The organism is Mycobacterium sp. SMC-16 (genome assembly GCF_046250085.1).
Classification (GTDB): Bacteria; Actinomycetota; Actinomycetes; order Mycobacteriales; family Mycobacteriaceae; genus Mycobacterium; species Mycobacterium phocaicum.
Map to the genome: position 1 here is coordinate 1,750,321 of NZ_CP176427.1, position 19,807 is coordinate 1,770,127.

Sequence of the window (19,807 nt, forward strand, 5' to 3'; positions counted from 1 at the left end):
CATGGCAGTGGTGGTGGTCACCGACTCGTCGGCTCGGCTTGACCCAGAGGACTTGAAGCGCTGGGACATTCGGGTCGTGCCGCTGCATGTGCTGCAGGACGGCATCGATTACCAGGACGGCATCGACCCGATTCCGCAGGACATCCAGGATCGGTCGCACGTGTCCACCTCGGGTGCGGCGCCCGCGGATCTGACCGACGTCTACAAGCAGGCGCTGGCCGACAGCGGCGGCGACGGCGTGGTGGCAGTGCATCTCTCGGCAGGTCTGTCGAGCACGTTCAGTGCCGCCGCGGCGGTGGGTCGTGAGCTGGGTTCGTCTGTGCGGGTGATCAATTCGCGCTCTGCGGCGATGGGGGTCGGATTCGTCGCGCTGGCCGCCGCCCGGGCCGCGGCGTCGGGTGCTGATCTGGATACCGTTGAAGCGCAGGCGCGTTCGGAGTCCGGCAAGCAACACGGGTTCATCGTCGTGCACCGGCTGGACAACCTGCGCCGCAGTGGCCGCATCGGCACTGCGGCATCGTGGCTCGGTACCGCGTTGTCGCTGAAACCGTTGCTGCAGTTGGACATCGACGGCCGGCTGGTGCTGGATCAGCGGATTCGGACCGTCGCCAAGGCGCACGCCGCGATGATCGAGCGGGTGGTCGCGCTCGTCGGCGAGCGGCCCGCATCCATCGCCGTGCACCACGTCGACAATCACGACGACGCCGCGTCGATCGGCGCCGCACTGACTTCCCGTCTACCCCAGGTCGAATCACTGGTGGTGACCGACATGGGGCCGGTGCTGGCTGTGCACGTCGGCTCCGGCGCGGTCGGTGTCATCGTCAACACGCAGGGCTAGCGTCCGTCCGTCAGTGACCCGGTTCGAACGCAACCGGCAGCGTGGCCGGCTCCGTCACCCCCAGGTCATGTTGTGCGGCAGCCAGTTTCGCCTCGCCGATGCGGTAGATGCCGGCAAGTGCCGACGGCTCGACGCCGACGTACTCGCAGATCAGGTCCGCCGCGACGCGTGCGTCGCGCAACCGCAGGGCAAGTGAGTAGGACAACGGCAGCCGCCGCAGCGCCTGCTCGCGGGAAGTTGACATGGCCATGTGATGAGCCTCTGCGTTGCTGGGCACGCAGGACTGAGTAGGCGGGTACTCGAATCGGGCGGGGCGTCCCTACCGCCGCAGCAGCGCGGCGAGTTCGTCGCGGTTGGTGGTGCCGGTCTTGGCCATGGCACGGTAGATGTGGCCTTCGACGGTGCGGGGGGACAGGGTGAGTCTGTGGGCGATGGCGGGGCTGGAAAGGCCGTGGCCGAGGAGGATGACGATCTCGCGTTCGCGATCGGTGAGAGGGAGCGGTTGGGCGGCCCGCCGGAGTGCGGGTGTACTGGCGCCGCAGTGTTGGGCGAGTGTCTGCGCGCGGGTCACGCAGGTGAGCGCCGAGCCGCGTTGGTCGTGTTTGCGGTAGGCCAGTGCCGCGTGGGCGGCTGCGTCGATCGCCGCGATGAGCTCGCCGATGTCCTCGAAATCCGTTGACATGGTGACGAGTTCGTCGGCGGCACCGGCCTGCAGCGCGCAGGCGAAGCGTGCTGCCAGGCCGACCCGGGGGCCTTCGACGATAGAGGTGAGTTGCAGCAGTCGGTCGGCTCCTGAGCCGTCGCCGAACTGCGCCGCGGTCTGCCACGCCAGCACTTCGTATGCCGGCTGTCCTGCGTCGTGGGCGTCGGCCGCGGCGGTGCGAGCCAGTTGCACGGCTTCGGTCAGCGACCCTTCGGCGGCGGCAACCCACGCCCGGGCCAGTGTCACCTCGGTTGCGAGGAACAACATTCCCGGGTGCAGGTTCGCCTCGAGGTCGATCAAAGCGTGCCGGGCGGCCGTGGCATCGCCGGCCCACGCCAGTGCCTGCGTAATACCCAGTCGGCCGCGGAAGGGCCAACCACCGACTTCGCCGAACGGGGCCATTACGGTCACGGCCCGTTGTAGTCGCTTCAGCGCCACGGCGACCTGCCCGCCGGCGAGTTGGGCCTGTCCCAGATGGACCTCTCCGCTGTGCGGAAGCCAGGTGTCCTGCATGTCGCGCCAGGCCTGTCGCGCGACGTCCTCGGCGTCGTGAATCAGGCCCGCGAGCTTGAGGCCGATCATGTATCGGTAGCTGAGGCCGTTGCGAAGCACCGAGCCGTTGGGTGCGACGGTCGCGGCGGTCTGGCCCAGCGCGGCCGCCGTCCCGAGTTCGGCGACACGGCCCAACAGCGCCAGCCCGCCGACCTTGGCCCAGGAGGCGAGGGCCCCATCCTCGTCGGGCAGCGGTCCGGAAAGTGCCGTGTCGGCCATCCGGACCGCCGCTGATGGTCGGCCGAGATCCGCGTGAAACGAGGCTCGCTGTGCGGCGAGGATCCGCCGGGCGAGTGGATCGGCAACGGTCGCTTCGGCCTCGTCGAGGATTGCTTCGGCTGACGTCGGCTGACGAAGGGTCCAGTACGTGTTGTGTCCGCGGAGGGTGGCTATTCGGGCCCGTTCGACGTCGGTCTCCGCGCGGTCGGCGAGTGCGGCCAACTTGGTTTGTGCCTCCGCTGCGCTGCCCAGCCAGACCATGCAGTAGCCGTGTTGGAGCTCTGCCGGCATGCCACCGCCGGCCGCTACCGCAGCTTCCGACAGCCGTTCCGCCAGCGGCGTATTCAGGAGGTGAACGGCTGCTCGGGATGCGGCCAGGAACAGATCGGGTTCGGGCGGAAGATCGGAATCGAGCACCAGGGTGGCGCGACGTACCAGCATCGTGTCGTCCCGGTCCGTGCCGGCCACCAAGGCAGTTGCGACCAGGCCGCGGAGCCGCCGGAGCCGCAGCGCCGGAGCGCGTTCGCGGCGCACTTCACCGTAGAGGGGATGCGCCAGCCGGACTTTCGCCGTGCCGTCACTGCTGTCGAGGGTTATGAGGCTGCGTACTTCGGCGTCCTCCACCGCCGCCGGATCGGTGATGTCAGTGAGTGATCGGATGTCCATCGGTTCGCCGACGGCCAGGATGTCGATGACGTCCCCGACCGCAGGAGGTAGCGCACCCATCCGCGATTCGATCAGCTCGACGAGTGCCGGTGCCACGGTCATTCCTCCGGCCCAGCGCCAGCAGCCGTCGTCGGGTGCCAGTCGGCCGGCCGACACCTCCTGTTCCACCATGTGGTGCAGGTAGAGGACGTTGCCGCGCGTGAGACTCCACAGCCGGTGCCCCGCGCCCGGGTCGACAGTTCCGCCGAGGGTGACGCTCAAGAGGCCGGCGGTCTCGTCGGCCGACAACGGTTGCAGATCGATGCGATGAAACTCGCCTGCAGCCCAAATCTCTTGGACCCCAGGGGGAACTGTCTCACCGTCCCGCAGCGTCAAGACGAGTTTCGCGGTCCGCCGACGCGCGATCTGATGCAGGACGAAAGCCGACAGATCGTCGAGCAGGTGGACGTCGTCCACGCCGACGATGACCGCGGCGCCGTGCGACGTGGTGGTGAGGGCATCGACCATCAGCCGAACGAGTTGGGGCCCATCCATCTCGGCCGTCATCCAGGCGGTCAGCGCGCCGAGGGGCAGTGCGCGCGCCGATGCGGTGCCCACCGCCCAGTGCGTCGTGCTGCCCGCGCCGGCAGCGCGCGCCAGAGCTTCGCGCGCGATGCGACTCTTGCCCACGCCGGCAGCGCCGTGCAGCACCACGCCGGACGAGTCGGGGTCGGACATCGCGGCGTCGATGGCCGCAAGTTCTTCGTTGCGGCCGGTCAGTGGCCAGGTCAGGCGCACTCAGACAGCGTAGGCGGGATCACGGCGGGACGGCACCGCTACGGCGTTGCTGTCAGCGGCTCAGGAGTGCGGCGAGTTCGTCGCGGTTGGTGGTGCCGGTCTTGGCCATGGCACGGTAGATGTGGCCTTCGACGGTACGGGTGGACAGGGTCAGGCGGTCGGCGACGGCGCGGCTCGAAAGCCCCTGGCCGAGAAGTGCCACGATTTCGCGTTCGCGGTCGGTCAGGGGGAGCGGTCGGACCGCCTGCCGTAGCGCCGGGGTGGTGGCGCCGCAGCATCGCGCGAGTGCCTGGGCACGGGTTGAACATGTCAGTGCCGAGCCGCGTCGGTCAAGTCTTCGATAGGCCAGTGCCGCGTGGGCGGCCGCGTCGATCGCGGCGATGTTGTCGCCGATGTCTTCGAAACCTTCTGATAGAGCGGCCAGTTCGTCGGCTTCGCCGGTGCGTAGTGCGGCGGCCAATCGTGCTGCCAGTTCCGCGCGGGGTCCTTCGACGATACCGGCGAGCTCTCTGAGCCGCTGTGCACTGGTGTGGTCGCCGAACTGGGCGGCGGTTTGCCGGCACATCACTTCCGCCGCGAATTGTCCATTGGACCCTGCGATGTCAGCGGTGGCGAGTGCCGTCGATACCGCCGCGGTGACCGCGCCCTGACAGGCTGCCACCCACGCGTTTGCGATCCCGTACTCGTAGTCGAATATCCGCCAGCTCGGATGGCGTTTGCGCTCAAGTTCACTGGCCGCGGCGACTGCTTCGTCGATGCCCCCGCGCATCGCCAAAGCCGTCGTCCAGGGGAGTTGATAGCGGTATCCCCAGCCGTTGGTCTCGCCGTCCGAAAACGCTTCGACGATCGGCAGCAACAGTGCGCACGCGTCGTCGATCCGTCCGTCGGCCAGCGCTGCGCGGCCGGCAATGGCGCCGGCCCGCAGGCGGGCCGGGCCGGGCATGTCGTTGGCTTGCAACAAAGTTCGGGTGGCGGCATCGCGCGCTTCGCGGACTCGGCCCGCCAGCACGAGTGCGCCGACCCGGGCATCGACGACCGCGAACCGGGTGTACGCGTGCTCGATCCCTCTCGCCATCAAGCCATCTGCGGTGTCGGCGGCCGCCATCGCGTCGTCGGTGTGGCCGGCATCGCCGGCGGCCATTGTGATCGCCCAGCCCGCACTGGGTGCCGCAATTCCGGGCAGGCACTCGAAGTCCATCCCCGCGGCTATCTTCTGTGCCGCTTCAGGTTTCGCCATCACCGCCCAGAAGATGATGAACAGGGTGTCGATCCAACCTCTGGCGTCCGGTGTCATGGTCCGAGCGCAAGCGGCGTCGATGAGCTGCTTCGCGCCGCCAGGGTCGCGGAGCGTCCACAACTTGATCATCGCCCACACGTACGTAAGTCTCGCGTGATCGACGTCGGTCAGACCGGCCGTCGGTGTCGCGGCGATGACAGCTTCCGCTTCGGGTCCACGGCTCATCCACGACAGCAGATTGCCGCGAACGAAGTACGCCTCGGCGGCTGCTCCGGCCCGAATCGCAGCCTCGCTCAACCGATCAGCGAGGGCCAGATCGGCCAGCCACATGGCTCCGATGGCAGCAGCTGCCAGCAGCTGTGGATCGGGCTCGAGGTCGGAGTCGATGCTCAATGTGGCGCGCCGGACCAGGATTCGGATGTCGTCTTGTGGACCGGTGGCGGCGAGTTCGGCTGCGACAATACCCCGCAGCCGACGAAGGCGGGTCTGTGCGGCGCGGGCGCGACGCACCTCTCCGTAGAGCGGATGGGCCAGCCGGACGTCGTTCGACTTCAGCGTGATCAGGCCGCGCACCTCGGCTTCTTCGATTCCTGCCGGTTCGGCGATCCGGCGCAGTGCGGCCAGGTCGAGCGGCTCGCCGACAGCCAAGAGGTCCACGACCTCGCCGGCGGCAGGCGGAAGGCCGCGCATCCGGGACTCGATCAACTCCACCAGGCTCGATGGGATGGCGATGTCGCCCGTCCACGTCCACATGCCGCGGCATCGGGCCAGGCGCCCGTCTGCCACCTCCTGGTCGACGATGTTGCGCAGATAGAGGGCATTGCCACGAGTGAGCGCCCACAACCGCTGCGCGGTGTCGGAGGCCACCGGCCCGTTCAGCGTCGCAGCGAGCAGCGTCGAGATCTCCTCGCGGGACAATGGCTGTAGGTCGAGGCGCCCGAGTTCGCCACTCGAACGCACATCCTCGAGTCCGGGCGGCATCGGCTCACCGTCGCGAATCGTCAAGATGATTTTCGCGGCACGTCGCTGGATGATCTGGTGCAGGACGAACACCGACAGATCGTCGAGTAGGTGTGCGTCGTCGACACCCAAGATGACGTCCGAGCCTTCCGGCGTCGTCGTCAAAGAGTCGATCACGCCACGAACCAATTGGAGCGAATCCGCGGCCGACGGCGACCATGACGCAAAAGCGCCCAATGGAAGTGCGCGTGCCGACGCGCTGCCGACCGCCCATCGAGTTCGGGTCTGGGTTGACGCCATGGCGTGTAACGCATCTCGGGCCACGCGGCTCTTTCCGACGCCCGCTGCGCCACACAACACGATTCCCGCCAGTGTCGGGTCCGACATGGCGTCGGCGATGGTCTGCAGTTCCTCGTCTCGGCCGGTCAGCGGCCATGTCAACCGCATTGGAACAGGGTAGTTGGCGGCCCGCTTTGTGGACAGGCCGAACTACGCAGGTAGGGGTCCGCCACGCCGGGGTCGCATTCGAGTACCCGTCTACTCGGTCCCAAAAGTCGCCGTCACCGCACTCTGAATCCAGAGCGGCACCCTTTCCGCAGACCCGACTGAAAGGCGACGACCATGAGCCACACACTGCATCTCAGCTGGCCCCACGCCCTGGCAGTTCACGCACCTTCCGCGCCCCACTGGCTCACCGATGCGGAGCACGCCATCGGTGATGCGATGCATCGGTTGGCCGACGAGCACCCCATTTACGACACTCATGTGGAGTACATCGAGGACGCGCTGATGGCGCGTGAAATGTACCGACTTTGAACGGCTTCGGGCTATCCGGCGAAGTGTCCGGCGACCGGCGGCAGATCCTTGAGCGTAAGGATGCCCGGCGCGGCAGCCACCACTGCGGGCACCGCGTTGGTGACGGGCAGCGCGGTGTAGATCATGCCGAGGCCGTTGAGGCTCACCTCGCTCCAGTCTTTCGACGGCAGGCAGTACACGACGGTGCGCATGTTGGGTACGCCGAACACCTGGATGACGTGACCGTGTGCCACCGGCTTCGGCGGCGTGACGTGTTCGCCCATGATCCAGTTGAAGCCGACGCTGACGACGTTCTTGTCGCCGACCCAGCCGCGGTGGTGGCCGTAGACGCTGGCGACGGTGCCCTTCGGGATCTGCATGAACCCCAGGTCAGAGTCCTCGGTCGCCGGCGTGAAGGTGACGTCGAAGGTGATCTTGTCCAGCTTGGCGCCGATGGCGTCGGCCATCATCGCGGCTGACTCGGCGAACACCTCGCTCTCCAGGCGCACGCTCTCGGCCAGGCCCGGTGTCTCCGGGTCTTTCCCGAAGCCCATCGCGGCCATGGTGCCGGCTGATTCGTAGACGCCGCAGTCGACCGACTCGGTGATGCGGATTTCGTCGACGCTCTCGCACGCGCTGGACAGCACCATGCCCATCATGTTGGTCAGACCAGGGTGCGCGCCGCTGCCGAAGATCGTGGAATTGCCTGCCTCGCAGGCCTTCTGGATGCGTGCGAGGTCCTCCGGGCTCTGCTTGCCGCCGGTGATCCAGGCCGCGGTCGAACACACGTTGATGCCTGATTCCAGCAGCCGGACCAGCTCGTCGACGCTCGGCCAGATCGGGTTGTAGCAGCAGGCATCGGGCTTGAGAGCCACCAACTCTTCGATGTCGTTGGTGGCCTTGATGCCCGTCGGCTCGGGCCAGCCCGCCAGCTCGGCGGCGTCCACGCCGACCTTCTCGGCGCCGTACGCGTAGACGCCGACCAGCTCCATGTCGTCACGGGCGATGATGGCGTGCAGGGATCGCTTGCCGATGTTGCCGGTGGTCCACTGGATGACGCGGAGCGGGCGGTCGGTGGTCATGGAGGCCTCCTCGTTGGGGCTGTGCTTTCGCTAGACACTATGCCGCAGGTGTCTACCGGCCTTCGGGGGTCCCGGTGGCCGGACGATCGAGGAGACGGAGCGGAGTTGACCCTTGATAATTCAATCCCTGGAGTCGGCCGACCATGGGCCCACGTCCGTCGCTTCTTTTGTTGGACCCACAGGATGTGGTGCCGCGCCCGTCAACGTCACAAAGATGATCGTGACAACGCAGTGAATAGCGTTAACGGCATTAGCTGGTTAGTCGATGTACACGATCAGGGTCGTGCCCTGGGCATTCACGCCTGAGCAACGCTTCGCTCCCGGCCAGATGTTGGTCGTCGCCGGCACACAAGTCATCAGGTATGACTGGTGGGTGACCGGGCTGTAGGCGATAACGCTCTGGCCTGGTTGGGAATACCACGATGAGCGCACGCTGTCTGCGAACGCGCAGCTTGTCTCATCAGAGGCAACACCACTGGTGCCTGATGGGCAGATTTTGAAATTCTCGACGGGTCCCATGGCCGAGGGCGGCGGTAGAACAACCGTCCGAGGTGGCGGTGGAGCCGCGGCGCGATCAGGCGCTTGCGTCGGCAGGTCCTGGACCGCAAACAGAAATGCGCCGGGGGCGGTCTCCCACACGAGCTTGTCGCCATCGGCTGTGACGTCAATCGGCACATCGTGGGTCTTCCCACGCGAGGTGGTCACTGTCGCTATGCCCTTGTATTCGTTGCCCGCTTTGTTTGCCAGGTCGACGTGAGTCACCTTGAGGTGCAGAGGTGAAAGGTCTGGATCAGTGTCGAGCTTGGACTGCATTGCCGACCGCACTTCCGCGGCAACCTCGTTGGCCCGAGACACTTTCGGCTCGGGCGTCGTAGTCGGCGTGATCATTGGTGCTGCGTTCGTGCGTTCTCCAGTTGGGCGCGTCACCACGAAAACCGCAGAGCCGATTGCGATGACGACGGCCAGACCCAATCCCAACCAGATCGGCCACTGGCGTCGCGTTTGCTCTCGTGTCGGCGGGGGCTCTGGGTACTCCTGGGGCGCCGTCGGCGGTCCTGGTTGAATGGCGCCTTCCCATTGAGCGCCATCCCAGTAGCGGGCACCCTGACCGCCCAATGGATCGGGGTACCAACCTGGCTCAGTCACCATGGCCGTCGCCCATACGTCGGGAATCCGCGCGGACCGGTCTGATAACAAACGGGCCAGCACTCGCGGTATCCGCTGACAGCTCCTGGGTCACCGCGAGAGTTCGAACTGCCACAGCCGAGTGCCCCCGCCTCATCACCGGATCGTAGCGCTTTCCTGGGAGTCTCCTGATGGAATCCACTGCAGCTGCTGCATGGCGATCGCGGCGCACATGAACGACGCCCGCGACGTGCTGCGCGCGGAGCCAAGACGGGGATCCAGTTAAGGGCGTCGAAGGTGCTCTCAGCAGCGTGACCGGCTCACGGAACTCATCAAGTACAAGGGTCTCTGAGCCACAGCTCAGCGAGAGTCCTGTCGTCCATGCCATATCCGGTCGTGCTCGGCATGGGTCGACAGATACGCCCCCGGCTGGAAATGCGTGTCGTAGAACCCGAGGTCGATGTGTTGTGCCTGAAGGTAATTCATGATGTGCACGGTGGGTACGGTGCCGGGAAACTTGCCGAACGTGTCGTCGATGTATTGCGCGGCGATGGTCAACAGTTCGATGAACTGCTCGTCGTGCCCGGCCGCCGCCGAACGCACGGCTCGCGAATCCCGCCACGGCCCTGGGGTATCCGGGTGAAAAGGCCCGCCGGGGCCGAATTTTCGGTTGGCGAAGGCGCGCACCGCAGCCGCGATGTCCGGGTAGTGCGGGCGGCTGTACGTTTCGAAAACGCCGTCCAGCCCGGTGGGGTTGGGCAGTGCCCACCGTTCGTCGGTTTGCACGTTGAATCCCAACCCGGGAACGTCCGGGTCGCCGGACGCGCCGAGGATGGTGAGCCGGTCGATACCGTCGAACGTCCAACCGCCCAGGCCCAGCGCCCCGAGTAGTAGGTGCCCGTTGTAGACGCTCGTCATCAACTCGGCGGTGGCTTCCGTGAGCGAGTACTGCTCGACGAACGTCAGCGGGAACGGGTCGTCGTCCCGGTGCGCCAGGCCCGCGGCGGCCTCCTTCAGTCCCGGGATCGGCCGGTTGTTGATGTCGTCATAGATCAGGTAGCCGTTCTGCAGGAAGAACGCCAGATTGGCCAAGAGATGCTGTGCGATGTCGGCGACCGGGATGACCAGCAGCGAGCCGGGGTGATTGGCGATCCACGTGTTGTGGCCTTCGAGGTACGGCTCCGACCGTGGAATGTGGATGCGGTCGGTGGAGAGCTGGCGATAGGACGACGCCGTCGCGGCCAGCCAGTCGTCGATGTCCACCACGCCGTCGTTGACCGGCACTGTCGGTGCCGTGTCTCGGGACGACAGGAAGTAGGTGCCCGAGTCGTCTGTGAAGAAGAACTCGACGATCTCGAATCCCGCGGCTGACGGGAACGTGCGACCTGATGCCGACCCGCTGTAGTTCGGGAACGCCGGTACATATCCGGGATGGTGACTGATCCCGAAATGCCAGCCGGTGACGCCGGTTACCGTCGCCAGGATCAGTGCGCGTTCGACCTCGTCGAGTGGTTCGACGTCCCGGGTACTGGTGTAGGCCAACGGCCCTGCCGGGATGGAGCCGCCAACGGGAAATCGCCGTGACCGCCTGCCCTGGATCGCGCTCAACAGCGGGAACCTCGCCGCCGCAGCCAGCGCTTCGCGTTGCTGCGCGGTCAAACTCAAACGTGGCGAAGATGTTTCGGTCGTCATGGTTACCCCGACTCTAGGGTCCGCGGCGCTTGTCGGCCCACAGTTCGGCGCACCACGATGCCAATTTTGGTGGCGATCGACCGGCCGACGGCGCGAGCCGCCCACATCTATCCACAGAACGCGATTGATCCACAGGCGGCGGGTTCGACCGCCTTTTGCGGCGTTTCCGGTCGGTGCCGCCACCTAACGTCGCGGGCATGGTCACTCAGACACCGGTCGATCGGGCGCAGCGGCGGTTGGCCGCGCAGCCCGGAGACGCGACGGACCCCGACGCAGAGCCCGACTCGAACGACGACACCTCGCTGTCGCGGTGGTTGCCCGACGCGATGCCGGGCAGGTCCGGGTGGCTCGCGACGGTGCGGGCCGACCCTGGGCGTGCGGGCGTCATCGCGCTCGCGGTGGTCGGCGTGGTTGCGGTCCTGGTGACCATCATCGCCGTGCTCGGCGATGACAAGCCGCCGGTGACCGCGGCGAAACTGCCACCCGTCCAGATGGTTTCGTCCTCGGCGCCTGGGACGCCCGCGCTGGCGGCCAAGGCCGAGGACGTCGTGGTCAGCGTGGCAGGACTCGTTCACAAACCGGGGCTGGTGACACTTCCTGCCGGTGCCCGCATCGCCGACGCCGTCACCGCAGCTGGGGGAGCGCTGGCCGGCGCCGACATCGTCGGCCTGAACATGGCACGCAAGGTGGCCGACGGCGAGCAGATTCTGGTCGGCATCACCGCACCGTTGGGCGCGCCCGCGGTGATGCGCAGTTCGGCCGGTGCGACGTCCGGGCCGCCGGAGAAGGGGCCGCCCGGCGACGGGAAAGGTGCTGGAGCACAGGGGCCCGTTGATCTGAACACCGCGACGGAGGAGCAGCTCGACGGCCTGCCCGGCATCGGACCGGTGATGGCGAAAGCGATCGTGGCGTGGCGGGAGGCCAACGGCCGGTTCGCGAGCGTCGACCAGTTGGGCGAGGTCGACGGCATCGGGCCGAGCCGGCTGGAGAAGCTGCGTGCCCTGGTCAAGGTGTGACGGCCAGTCCCGCGCCGGATGCGCCCGGTATCGACTTGCGGTTGGTACCGGCCGCCGTGACGTGCTGGACGGTGACGGCGGTCGGCGTGTGGTGGGGGCCGTGGGCAGCGCTGGCATCGGTGTTGATCGCGGTCGCGGCCGTCGTGGGTGTCGGGCTACGGGTGGGCTCGGTGCGCTGGCCCGCAGTGCTCGCGGTGGCGGCGGTGGGAGCGGCGTTCGCGATCGTCGCGACGGTGCGTGTGCACGCGGTCGACACCCATCCGCTGGCGTCACGCTTCGGCACGACGGTGGCGGTGACGGTCACGCCCACCGAGTCGCCCAGGACGATCCAAGGCGGCCGGCTGATGTTCACGGCGTCGCTGCAGAGGCTGGGGAATGCCGAATCATCCGGGAGGGTCATGGTTTTCGCGCCGGCCGTCGGATACTCAGAGGTCGGCGTGGGCCGCCCGATGGCGTTCCGGGCCCGGGTCACCCGGCCGAAGCGGCGCGATCTGTCGGTGGCCGTGCTGGCCGCTGTGGGCACACCCCGGTTCGGAACCGCCTCGACCGGGCAGCGCGCGGCGGCACACGTGCGCGCCGAATTCGGTGCGGCCGCTCGACTCGCGTTGCCGCCCGATCAGGCTGCGATGCTCCCGGGACTGGTGCTCGGCGATGTGTCGGCGGTCGAGTCGGATACGACGGCCGCCTTCCGCCGGGCGGGGTTGACGCATCTTACGGCGGTGTCTGGCGCGAACGTGACCATCGTGTGCGGCGCGGTGCTGCTCAGCGCGGCGGTGGTGGGACCGCGGATCGCCGTGGCGCTGGCGGCAGTGACGCTGTTCGCGTTCGTCGTCATCGTCCAGCCCTCGCCGAGCGTATTACGCGCTGCGGCAATGGGTTCGGTGATGTTGATGGGCATGCTGGTGCATCGGCGGCGGCAGGCGATCCCCGCGTTGGCGGCGAGCGTGCTGGTGCTCATGGTGATCTCCCCGGTGCTCGCGGTGGACGCCGGTTTCGCGCTGTCGGTGGTGGCGACGGCCGGGCTCGTGGTGATCGCGCCAGGGTGGTCGCGCCGACTGGTGAACCGCGGCTGGCCGAAGTTGATCGCTGACGCCGTGTGTGTGGCCGTTGCCGCGCAACTCGTGACGGCGCCGTTGGTGGCTGCGATCTCGGGCAGCCTGAGTCTGGTCGCGGTAGCGGCCAATCTGCTTGTCGCTCCGGTGATTCCACCAATCACGATCCTCGGCACCGCGGCTGCCGCGGTGGCGTGGTGCTGGCCCGCGGCGGCGCAACTGCTCATCCGGTTCACCGGACCTGAGCTGTGGTGGCTGTTGCACGTCGCACGGTGGAGTGCCGCGGTTCCGGGCGCGGCGGTCCGCGTCCCGTCGGGCTGGGGCGGCGCGTTGCTGCTCGGCGGGGTGACGGTTGCAGGGGCGCTACTGCTGGCCGTGTGGCGCCGACGACGAGGAAATGCGATCCGGCCATGAACTCGCGCGTCGAGTTGCAGAATTATTGACGTGAATGACGAACCGGCCGGGTCCGCAGCGAAGGTGGCGGCGCTCGAAGCGGCCGGCGTCCGGACCCTGATCGGCACTGTCGTCAATGCCGCAGGCCTGACGCAGGTCAAAGTGGTATCGCTCGATCGGGTGGCGGTGTTCGCCGACCATGGGCTGGGTACCAGCCCGACGTGGCATGTCTTCGCCATCGATCAGGCGGGCATCGTGGTGAGCGATGAGATCGGTGTGGTCGGGGACCGGCGGGTGTGCGCCGACCTGGCGGGTGTGGCCCTACTCGGTGACGGGGTCGCCTGGGCGCCATGCTCGTTCTTCACTCAGGACGGTAACCCGGACCCGCACTGCGGTCGCGGTGTGCTGCAACGGGTTACGCAGCGATTGGCCGCCGCCGGCCTGACGGCCGTCGTCGGGCACGAGGTGGAGTTCGTGCTCGTCGGCCCGGACGGCGCGCGATTGCCGTCCGATCTGTGGGCGCAGTATGGCCTGGCCGGCGTGCTGGAATTCGAGGGGTTCGTCCGGGACGTGATGGAGGCGTCCGCAGCTGCAGGGGTGTCCATCGAACAGTTCCATCCCGAGTACGGGGCCAACCAATTCGAATTCTCGCTCATGCCCCGCGATCCGGTCACCGCCGCGGACCAGCTGGTGCTCGCGCGAATCATCATCAGCCGGGTCGCCCGCCGCCATGGGCTGCGCGTCAGCCTGTCTCCGGTGCCGTTCGCGGGCAGCGTGGGTTCCGGCGCGCATCAACACTTTTCACTGAGTCGCGACGGCGCGCCGGTGTTCTCCGGTGGCTTAGGAGAGCGCGGTATGACCGAGGCCGGCGCGTCGGCCATCGCGGGGCTGCTGGCCGGTCTGCCTGGCGCACAGGGCGTGTTGTGCGGCTCGATCGTCTCCGGGCTGCGCATCCAGCCGGGAAGCTGGTCCGGCGCCAACGTCTGCTGGGGCACCGAGAACCGGGAGGCCGCCGTCCGCTTCGTCAGCGCGGCATCCGGAAATCCATACGGCGCCAACGTCGAGGTCAAGATCGTCGACCCGTCGGCCAACCCATACCTGGCGTCGGCGACCATCCTCGGCCTGGCACTTGACGGCATCAGCCGGGAACTGTCGCTGCCGCCCGAAGTCACCGTCGACCCGGTATCCCTGACGCTCGCCCAACGCGAGCATGCCGGAGTGGTGACACTGCCGTCGAAGCAAGCCGAGGTGCTCGACGCGTTACGCCACAGCGCTGTGGTCCGCGACATCCTCGGGGACGCGCCGGTCGACGCCGTGCTGGGTGTGCGCGGCTACGAACAGCAGAACTACGGCGGCCTGTCCGACACCGAACTGGCCGAGAAGTTCCGGCTGGCGTGGAGCGTGTGACGGGTTAGGCTGCGGAACCTCTTGCTCCCGTGGGTATTCGAGCGCTTCCGGCAAGTCAGGACGAGGAATTGTCAATACCTGTGGATCGGCTTGTTTCAGGCGACCTCCGTTCCAGTTGATTCGGTCGGTGCCGAGTCCGCCGACGGGGTGATGTCGGTGGGTCGCTCGAGCAGTTTGCCTTTGTGGAAGATCGCGCCGGCCCGGACCAGAGCGACCAGGTGCGGTGCGTTGACGGCTCGCCAGCGGGCTTGCGCGGCGTCGATCAGCTTGTAAGCCATGGCCATTCCGGCGACGCGTGAACCCGGCCCCTTGGTCACCTTGGTCCTCAAACGTACCGTGGCAAACGTTGATTCGATCGGGTTGGTAGTGCGCAGATGGACCCAGTGCTCGGCCGGGTACTTATAGAACTCCAGCAGCACATCGGCGTCATCGACGATCTTGGCGACCGCCTTGGGGTACTTGGCGCCGTAGTCCACCTCGAACGCCTTGATCGCCACCTGCGCGTGGTCGATATCCTCGGCGTTGTAGATCTCCCGCATCGCCGCGATCGCCCCCGGATGAGCCGACTTTGGCAGGCAGGCAAGAACATTGGCCTGCTTGTGAAACCAGCACCGCTGCTCGCCGGTGGCCGGGAACACCTCACGCACGGCCTTCCAGAACCCCAGGGCCCCATCGCCGACGGCCAGCACCGGTGCGGTCATCCCGCGACGTCGGCACGACCGCAACAGATCAGCCCACGACTCGGCCGACTCCCGGTACCCGTCGGTGAGCGCGACCAGCTCCTTGCGGCCGTCAGCGCGCACACCGATCATCACCAGCAAACAGAGCTTCTCCTGCTCCAGGCGCACCTTGAGATGGATGCCGTCGACCCACAGGTAGACGTAGTCGGTGCCCGACAGATCACGGGCCTCGAAGGCCTTGGCCTCGTCCTGCCACTGCGTGGTGAGTCGGGTGATCGTCGTGGCCGACAAGCCGGCACCCGAGCCCAGGAACTGCTCCAACGCCGGACCGAAATCACTGGTCGACAAGCCATGCAGATACAGCAACGGCAACACCTCGGTCATCTGCGGCGACTTGCGCACCCACGCCGGCAGGATCGCCGAGGAAAACCGTTGCCGCTCACCAGTGTCCGGGTCAACACGTTTGTCATTGACCCGCGGCGCGGTCACACTCACCGCGCCCGCCGCGGTGAGCACCTCGCGCTCGCGGTGATAGCCATTGCGCACCACCAGCCGGTGCCCGTTCTCATCAAGCTCACCGGCATGAGCCTCGATGTAGGCGGCGACCTCAGCCCGCAACGCTGCGGCCAGCATCTGGCGGGCACCGTCGCGGACAATCTCATCGAGCAACGACCGCGACGAGCCAGCATCCTCGTTGGATGAATCCGCATCGTGAACTACCGTGAGCATGGGCGTACCTTCCCGAACCAGCGCGCCAACGCCGGCTCTTGATCAGACCTTCGACATTCAGATCATCCTCGGGAAGGTGCGCCCTTTCCTACGCCGCCTCGCCGAGGCTCATCCACAGGTTCTGATCATTGCTCGTCAGGACTAACTGGGGTTACAGAGCTTCCATGTCCTGTTTTCGCGCTTTAGTTTGAGGGTCACCATGGCGGAGGGAGGCCGGGTGACCTCAACGGTAGCCGTATTGTCCTTGACATTGATGGCACCGATATTCACTGGTTGGCGTGTTGCGGGCGCGATGGGACCGTCGTTCGGTTGGCCTTCGAAGCCGTCGACGAATTGAGCTCTTTCTTCTTCGCACATCATCGAAGCCAGTTTTGTTGTGTCAGCCGTGTCGGATGCTTCAGCGAACGCCTCCACAGTGTTTCGGATACTGGCGAGCTGTTGTTTGCTCTGATACCGGCTGTACCCCCAGTACCCCAATCCGCCGATGCCTACGGCAATGGCCAACAGCACAGGCAGCAGCCATGTTCGCGGTGCACGCCTCGGCTCGTGGGGCTGCCACCCGTAGGGTGGCAAGTTCGGGGGTATTGGAGGTCCGCCCCAGCTAGACGGTGCGCCAGCCCAATTGGGTTGCGGTGGCCCGCCCCACTGCGGCTGCGGGCCAGGCACCCACTGCGCTGGCGGCATTGGACGGTTGGGCTGCGGCGGCCACGGTCCGGGGTTAGTCATGGCTCAGTTATCCAACGGCCGGGTGATGAAGTCGTCCAACGCTTCACCAAATGGTGCGATTTCGAAGTCGGGTTCGTAGTAGGTAATTGCTTGTCCTGCCGGGAGATCCGGAGAGAAATACAAGGCAGTTTCGTCGTTGACGCCGGTGACGAACATCAAACGTTGGGTGCCGGGGAACGGCAGGTCTTCGAACCATTCGATGATCTCGTTGGTGTCTGGATCGCCCCACCGAGCGGCGAGGGTAGTCATGTTGGCAGGCGTGGCCAACCCGTATGTTTCATCATCGAAGGTGGTGTAGCCGGCGTGTACCTGCCTCAGAAAGGTCTGCACCGGTGTGGGTAGGGCAGCGAAGAAGGGGGGTTCGGCATTGTCGAAGGTGCGCGGGTCCTCGCCCGCCCAGACGCAGAGTCCGCCCTCATCGGTGCGTAGCACGTAATCGAGTGAGGCCGTGGTCAGGTGTCCATGCCTTGCGACCCGAACGTCAACCAAGCTTGTTTGCAGCGCGTGGGCGTAACGGGGGATCAAGGCGAGGAAGTCGGCGTTCCACAGTGCCAATGCGGCGTGTTTACGTTCTTCGGGATCAGTGGATTCAGCTACGGGCCACCAATTTTCGGGGATGATGGCTCGCGTTTGTGAACTTGGTTCGAGGATGGTCACATCTTTGACCAGCCAGTCGTCGACTGCCGCGGTCAGAGCCTGTTGATCGATTTCGGCCATCGATGTTGTCGTCCTTGCGTGAGTTAGCGAACCTGGCTGTCAGCCAGTTGGGCGATCAAGTCTGTGAGTTCTTTGCGCTTCCGGTCTTGCAATGCGATCTGTTCCTGCTGCCAGTCCGAGTCGACGCCCTTCATGTCTTCGGCTGATTTGGAGTTTTTGTTCTGCGCGTTGACCTCTGACGGCAGCCACTGCAAATTTATTGGCGCATTGAGCACTTCCCACTGATTTTCGGGTGTCAACTCCAGAAATCTAGGCAGATACAGGATTTCGACTTTCGGGACGATATGGTCAGGTGAGATCGCGGGCACATTTTCGCCCTTGACCACTCTGGTCCCCACTTCGTAGCCGGAAGCGTGTTTTGCGTCGGGCTTCGGCGGCTGCTCGCCTTGTAGTGGAACTAGAGGGTAGTCGGCCATCGGATTCTGCAGCTTCTTGACGATGTCCCATAGTGGCCGCAGCGGATGATTCCGGGGAATCGTCACTCGTCCGTCGGACATCTTGACCGGCGGAGTTGGGTTCTGCCATCTTGGCCGTGCAGCTGCGGTGGCCCGTGCCATGGCCTGAGAGTTTTTCTCACTCAAAGGTTTCGGTGCAGGACCATTGTCGCGCAGCTTGTCGACTACCGCTTCGCATCGCGCGAGGCTTGCGAGCAGCCCGTCCTTCTCTGCGTTGAGTTGGTCAGCTTCCCTGTTGACGGGGCCCGCTACCTCGGGCGGCGCGACGCCGCTCGGCGGTAGGAGCTTGTTGTGGGCGGCGATCTTGGCCTGGTTTGCATCCAGCGCTGCCACCTGTGCCGGGCACGCAGCGGCATCGGCATAGGCGATCGCCGACGACGGCAATGCCAGCAATAACGTCGAGAGAAGCAGTACCAGTACTGCGAGTAGCCCCCGTACGCGCATGTCCCGCCCCACGGTCATGGGCCCCCTCCCCGGCATCACCAATCGCGCATTGCAACCCTAACCCGGTATTCGCAACCCGCACTGCGCTGATTGTCTGCCCGCCATGAAACGATCAACAGGTGAGTGGATCGACCGAGGCGTTGCATCTGGTGCTGGGCGACGAGGAACTGCTGGTCGAGCGTGCAGTCGCAGACGTACTGCGGAACGCGCGCAAGCTGGCCGGCAACGACAACGTCCCCGTCGACCGGCTGCGGGCCGGTGATGTGTCCACCAGCGAGCTCGCCGAACTGCTGAGTCCGTCGTTGTTCGCCGAGGAACGTGTGGTGGTCCTCGAGTCTGCCGCCGAAGCCGGCAAGGATGCCGTCGCCCTCATCGCCGACGCGGCGGCCGACCTGCCTGGCGGCACCATGCTCGTCGTCGTGCACTCCGGCGGTGGCCGGGCGAAGGCCCTGGCCGATCAGCTGAAAAAGCTTGGCGCCGAGGTGCATCCGTGCGCGAAGATCACCAAGGCCGCCGAGCGCGCCGACTTCGTGCGCAAGGAATTCCGGTCGCTGAAGGTGAAGGTCGGCGACGACGCCGTCAACGCCGTCCTCGATTCCGTCGGCTCGGATATCCGCGAGTTGGCGGCGGCGTGCTCGCAGCTGGTGGCCGACACGGGCGGTCAGATCGATGCGGCGGCCGTGCGTCGCTACCACTCCGGCAAGGCCGAGGTGAACGGCTTCGACATCGCCGACAAGGCCGTCTCAGGTGACGTCAGTGGCGTCGCCGAAGCGCTGCGCTGGGCCATGGCCGGCGGTGTCCCGCACGTGGTGCTGGCCGATGCACTGGCCGAGGCCGTGCATTCGATCGCGCGGGTCGGTGGTCAGTCGGGTGATCCGTACCGGTTGGCGGGGGAGTTGGGGATGCCGCCGTGGCGGGTCCAGAAAGCGCAGAAGCAGGCCCGGCGCTGGTCCCGGGACACCGTGGCCGAGGCGCTGCGGGTGGTCGCGGCGCTGAACGCCGACGTCAAGGGTGCCGCAGCCAATGCCGACTACGCGCTGGAGTCGGCCGTGCGTCGGGTTGCCGAGCTGGCCGACAGCTGAGCCGCCAGCTATTCACGCACACAACAAAACCGCGGCCCGATCATCGGGCCGCGGTTTCGCGAAAACTACCGGCTCAGATCAGAGCTTGTTGAAGGCCAGGGTCAGCGCCGACTTCTTGTTGGCGGCCTGGTTCTTGTGGATGACACCCTTGGTGGCGGCCTTGTCCAGCTTGCGGTTGGTGGCGACGAGCAGCTCGCCGGCCTTTTCCTTCTCGCCCGCCTCGACGGCCTCACGGAACCCGCGGATGGCCGTACGCAGCGCCGACTTCACCGACTGGTTGCGCAGACGTGCACGCTCGTTGGTGCGGATGCGCTTTTCCTGCGACTTGATGTTGGCCACGCGTGTCGTTCCTTCTAAATCTCAATTTGGGCATGCTCTGAGGCGAGCGTGCTCGGTCTTAAGTCTGTGCTCTTCGCCCGTCAACGGGCAGCGACTGTTCAGGTTACCAGCGTCCATGCGA

Annotated in this window: 17 protein-coding genes and 1 pseudogene; 6 read left to right on the plus strand and 12 right to left on the minus strand. The window is 66.3% G+C overall.

Annotation, left to right across the window (positions count from 1 at the left end; translation table 11 throughout):
- Nucleotide 1 precedes the first annotated feature (1 nt).
- The gene (locus ACJEIK_RS08475) at nt 2–838 is read left to right on the plus strand and encodes a DegV family protein (RefSeq protein ID WP_267325210.1); all 837 of its coding nucleotides are present in this window, start codon (nt 2–4) and stop codon (nt 836–838) included.
- 10 nt (nt 839–848) lie between these two features.
- Here the strand turns inward: ACJEIK_RS08475 and ACJEIK_RS08480 are convergent, their stop codons facing one another.
- The 3 genes from ACJEIK_RS08480 to ACJEIK_RS08490 all read right to left on the minus strand — a co-directional run bounded on the left by ACJEIK_RS08480 (nt 849) and on the right by ACJEIK_RS08490 (nt 6,399).
- The gene (locus ACJEIK_RS08480) at nt 849–1,088 is read right to left on the minus strand and encodes a hypothetical protein (protein WP_061006371.1); all 240 of its coding nucleotides are present in this window, start codon (nt 1,086–1,088) and stop codon (nt 849–851) included.
- A 69-nt stretch (nt 1,089–1,157) separates the two neighbouring features.
- The gene (locus tag ACJEIK_RS08485; protein ID WP_061009375.1) at nt 1,158–3,755 is read right to left on the minus strand and encodes a helix-turn-helix transcriptional regulator; all 2,598 of its coding nucleotides are present in this window, start codon (nt 3,753–3,755) and stop codon (nt 1,158–1,160) included.
- A gap of 52 nt (nt 3,756–3,807) precedes the next feature.
- Nucleotides 3,808–6,399 (minus strand): LuxR family transcriptional regulator, encoded by a 2,592-nt coding sequence (locus ACJEIK_RS08490; RefSeq protein WP_267325209.1) that lies wholly within the window; start codon nt 6,397–6,399, stop codon nt 3,808–3,810.
- Between the two features lie 174 nt (nt 6,400–6,573).
- On the opposite strand from ACJEIK_RS08490, the gene ACJEIK_RS08495 reads away from it, so the two are divergent.
- Nucleotides 6,574–6,768 (plus strand): hypothetical protein, encoded by a 195-nt coding sequence (locus ACJEIK_RS08495; protein WP_061006368.1) that lies wholly within the window; start codon nt 6,574–6,576, stop codon nt 6,766–6,768.
- Nucleotides 6,769–6,779: 11 nt separating this feature from the next.
- Here the strand turns inward: ACJEIK_RS08495 and ACJEIK_RS08500 are convergent, their stop codons facing one another.
- From ACJEIK_RS08500 to ACJEIK_RS08515, 4 genes and pseudogenes are all read right to left on the minus strand, one after another.
- Nucleotides 6,780–7,829 (minus strand): dihydrodipicolinate reductase, encoded by a 1,050-nt coding sequence (locus ACJEIK_RS08500; protein WP_061006367.1) that lies wholly within the window; start codon nt 7,827–7,829, stop codon nt 6,780–6,782.
- A 258-nt stretch (nt 7,830–8,087) separates the two neighbouring features.
- Complete coding sequence (locus ACJEIK_RS08505) at nt 8,088–8,717, minus strand: hypothetical protein (RefSeq protein WP_162563725.1); 630 nt, start codon at nt 8,715–8,717, stop codon at nt 8,088–8,090.
- Between the two features lie 195 nt (nt 8,718–8,912).
- A pseudogene (locus ACJEIK_RS08510) lies at nt 8,913–8,978 on the minus strand (DUF2510 domain-containing protein); the annotation flags it as partial.
- Nucleotides 8,979–9,314: 336 nt separating this feature from the next.
- Nucleotides 9,315–10,646: a hypothetical protein gene (locus ACJEIK_RS08515; protein WP_082761726.1), complete on the minus strand. Its 1,332-nt coding sequence runs from the start codon at nt 10,644–10,646 to the stop codon at nt 9,315–9,317.
- 197 nt (nt 10,647–10,843) lie between these two features.
- On the opposite strand from ACJEIK_RS08515, the gene ACJEIK_RS08520 reads away from it, so the two are divergent.
- Genes ACJEIK_RS08520 through ACJEIK_RS08530 form a run of 3 tightly spaced genes read left to right on the plus strand, consistent with a single transcriptional unit; the run spans nt 10,844 to nt 14,514 of the window.
- A complete protein-coding gene (locus ACJEIK_RS08520) occupies nt 10,844–11,662 on the plus strand; it encodes a ComEA family DNA-binding protein (RefSeq protein WP_061009371.1) in 819 nt (272 codons plus the stop codon).
- Nucleotides 11,659–13,128, plus strand: a complete 1,470-nt coding sequence (locus ACJEIK_RS08525) for a ComEC/Rec2 family competence protein (protein ID WP_061009369.1) — start codon at nt 11,659–11,661, stop codon at nt 13,126–13,128. Before ACJEIK_RS08520 ends, ACJEIK_RS08525 begins: the two co-directional genes overlap by 4 nt.
- A gap of 30 nt (nt 13,129–13,158) precedes the next feature.
- Nucleotides 13,159–14,514, plus strand: a complete 1,356-nt coding sequence (locus ACJEIK_RS08530) for a glutamine synthetase family protein (protein WP_060999241.1) — start codon at nt 13,159–13,161, stop codon at nt 14,512–14,514.
- A 95-nt stretch (nt 14,515–14,609) separates the two neighbouring features.
- On the opposite strand, the gene ACJEIK_RS08535 is transcribed toward ACJEIK_RS08530, so the two are convergent.
- From ACJEIK_RS08535 to ACJEIK_RS08550, 4 genes are all read right to left on the minus strand, one after another.
- Nucleotides 14,610–15,923 (minus strand): IS256 family transposase, encoded by a 1,314-nt coding sequence (locus tag ACJEIK_RS08535; protein ID WP_052536990.1) that lies wholly within the window; start codon nt 15,921–15,923, stop codon nt 14,610–14,612.
- A gap of 141 nt (nt 15,924–16,064) precedes the next feature.
- On the minus strand, nt 16,065–16,433 hold the full coding sequence (locus tag ACJEIK_RS08540; RefSeq protein ID WP_131808811.1) for a hypothetical protein: 369 nt from the start codon (nt 16,431–16,433) through the stop codon (nt 16,065–16,067).
- A gap of 219 nt (nt 16,434–16,652) precedes the next feature.
- A complete protein-coding gene (locus ACJEIK_RS08545) occupies nt 16,653–17,366 on the minus strand; it encodes a hypothetical protein (protein WP_060999240.1) in 714 nt (237 codons plus the stop codon).
- 23 nt (nt 17,367–17,389) lie between these two features.
- Nucleotides 17,390–18,283, minus strand: a complete 894-nt coding sequence (locus ACJEIK_RS08550; RefSeq protein WP_060999238.1) for a hypothetical protein — start codon at nt 18,281–18,283, stop codon at nt 17,390–17,392.
- Between the two features lie 122 nt (nt 18,284–18,405).
- Here ACJEIK_RS08550 and holA point away from each other — a divergent pair, with 122 nt between their 5' ends.
- Entirely contained in the window at nt 18,406–19,347 is a 942-nt protein-coding gene (gene holA, locus ACJEIK_RS08555) for a DNA polymerase III subunit delta (protein ID WP_409431672.1), read from the plus strand.
- Nucleotides 19,348–19,425: 78 nt separating this feature from the next.
- Here holA and rpsT read toward each other — a convergent pair whose 3' ends face one another.
- Nucleotides 19,426–19,686, minus strand: coding sequence for a 30S ribosomal protein S20 (gene rpsT / locus ACJEIK_RS08560; RefSeq protein WP_020102146.1), 261 nt, complete (start codon nt 19,684–19,686; stop codon nt 19,426–19,428).
- Nucleotides 19,687–19,807: the final 121 nt, after the last annotated feature.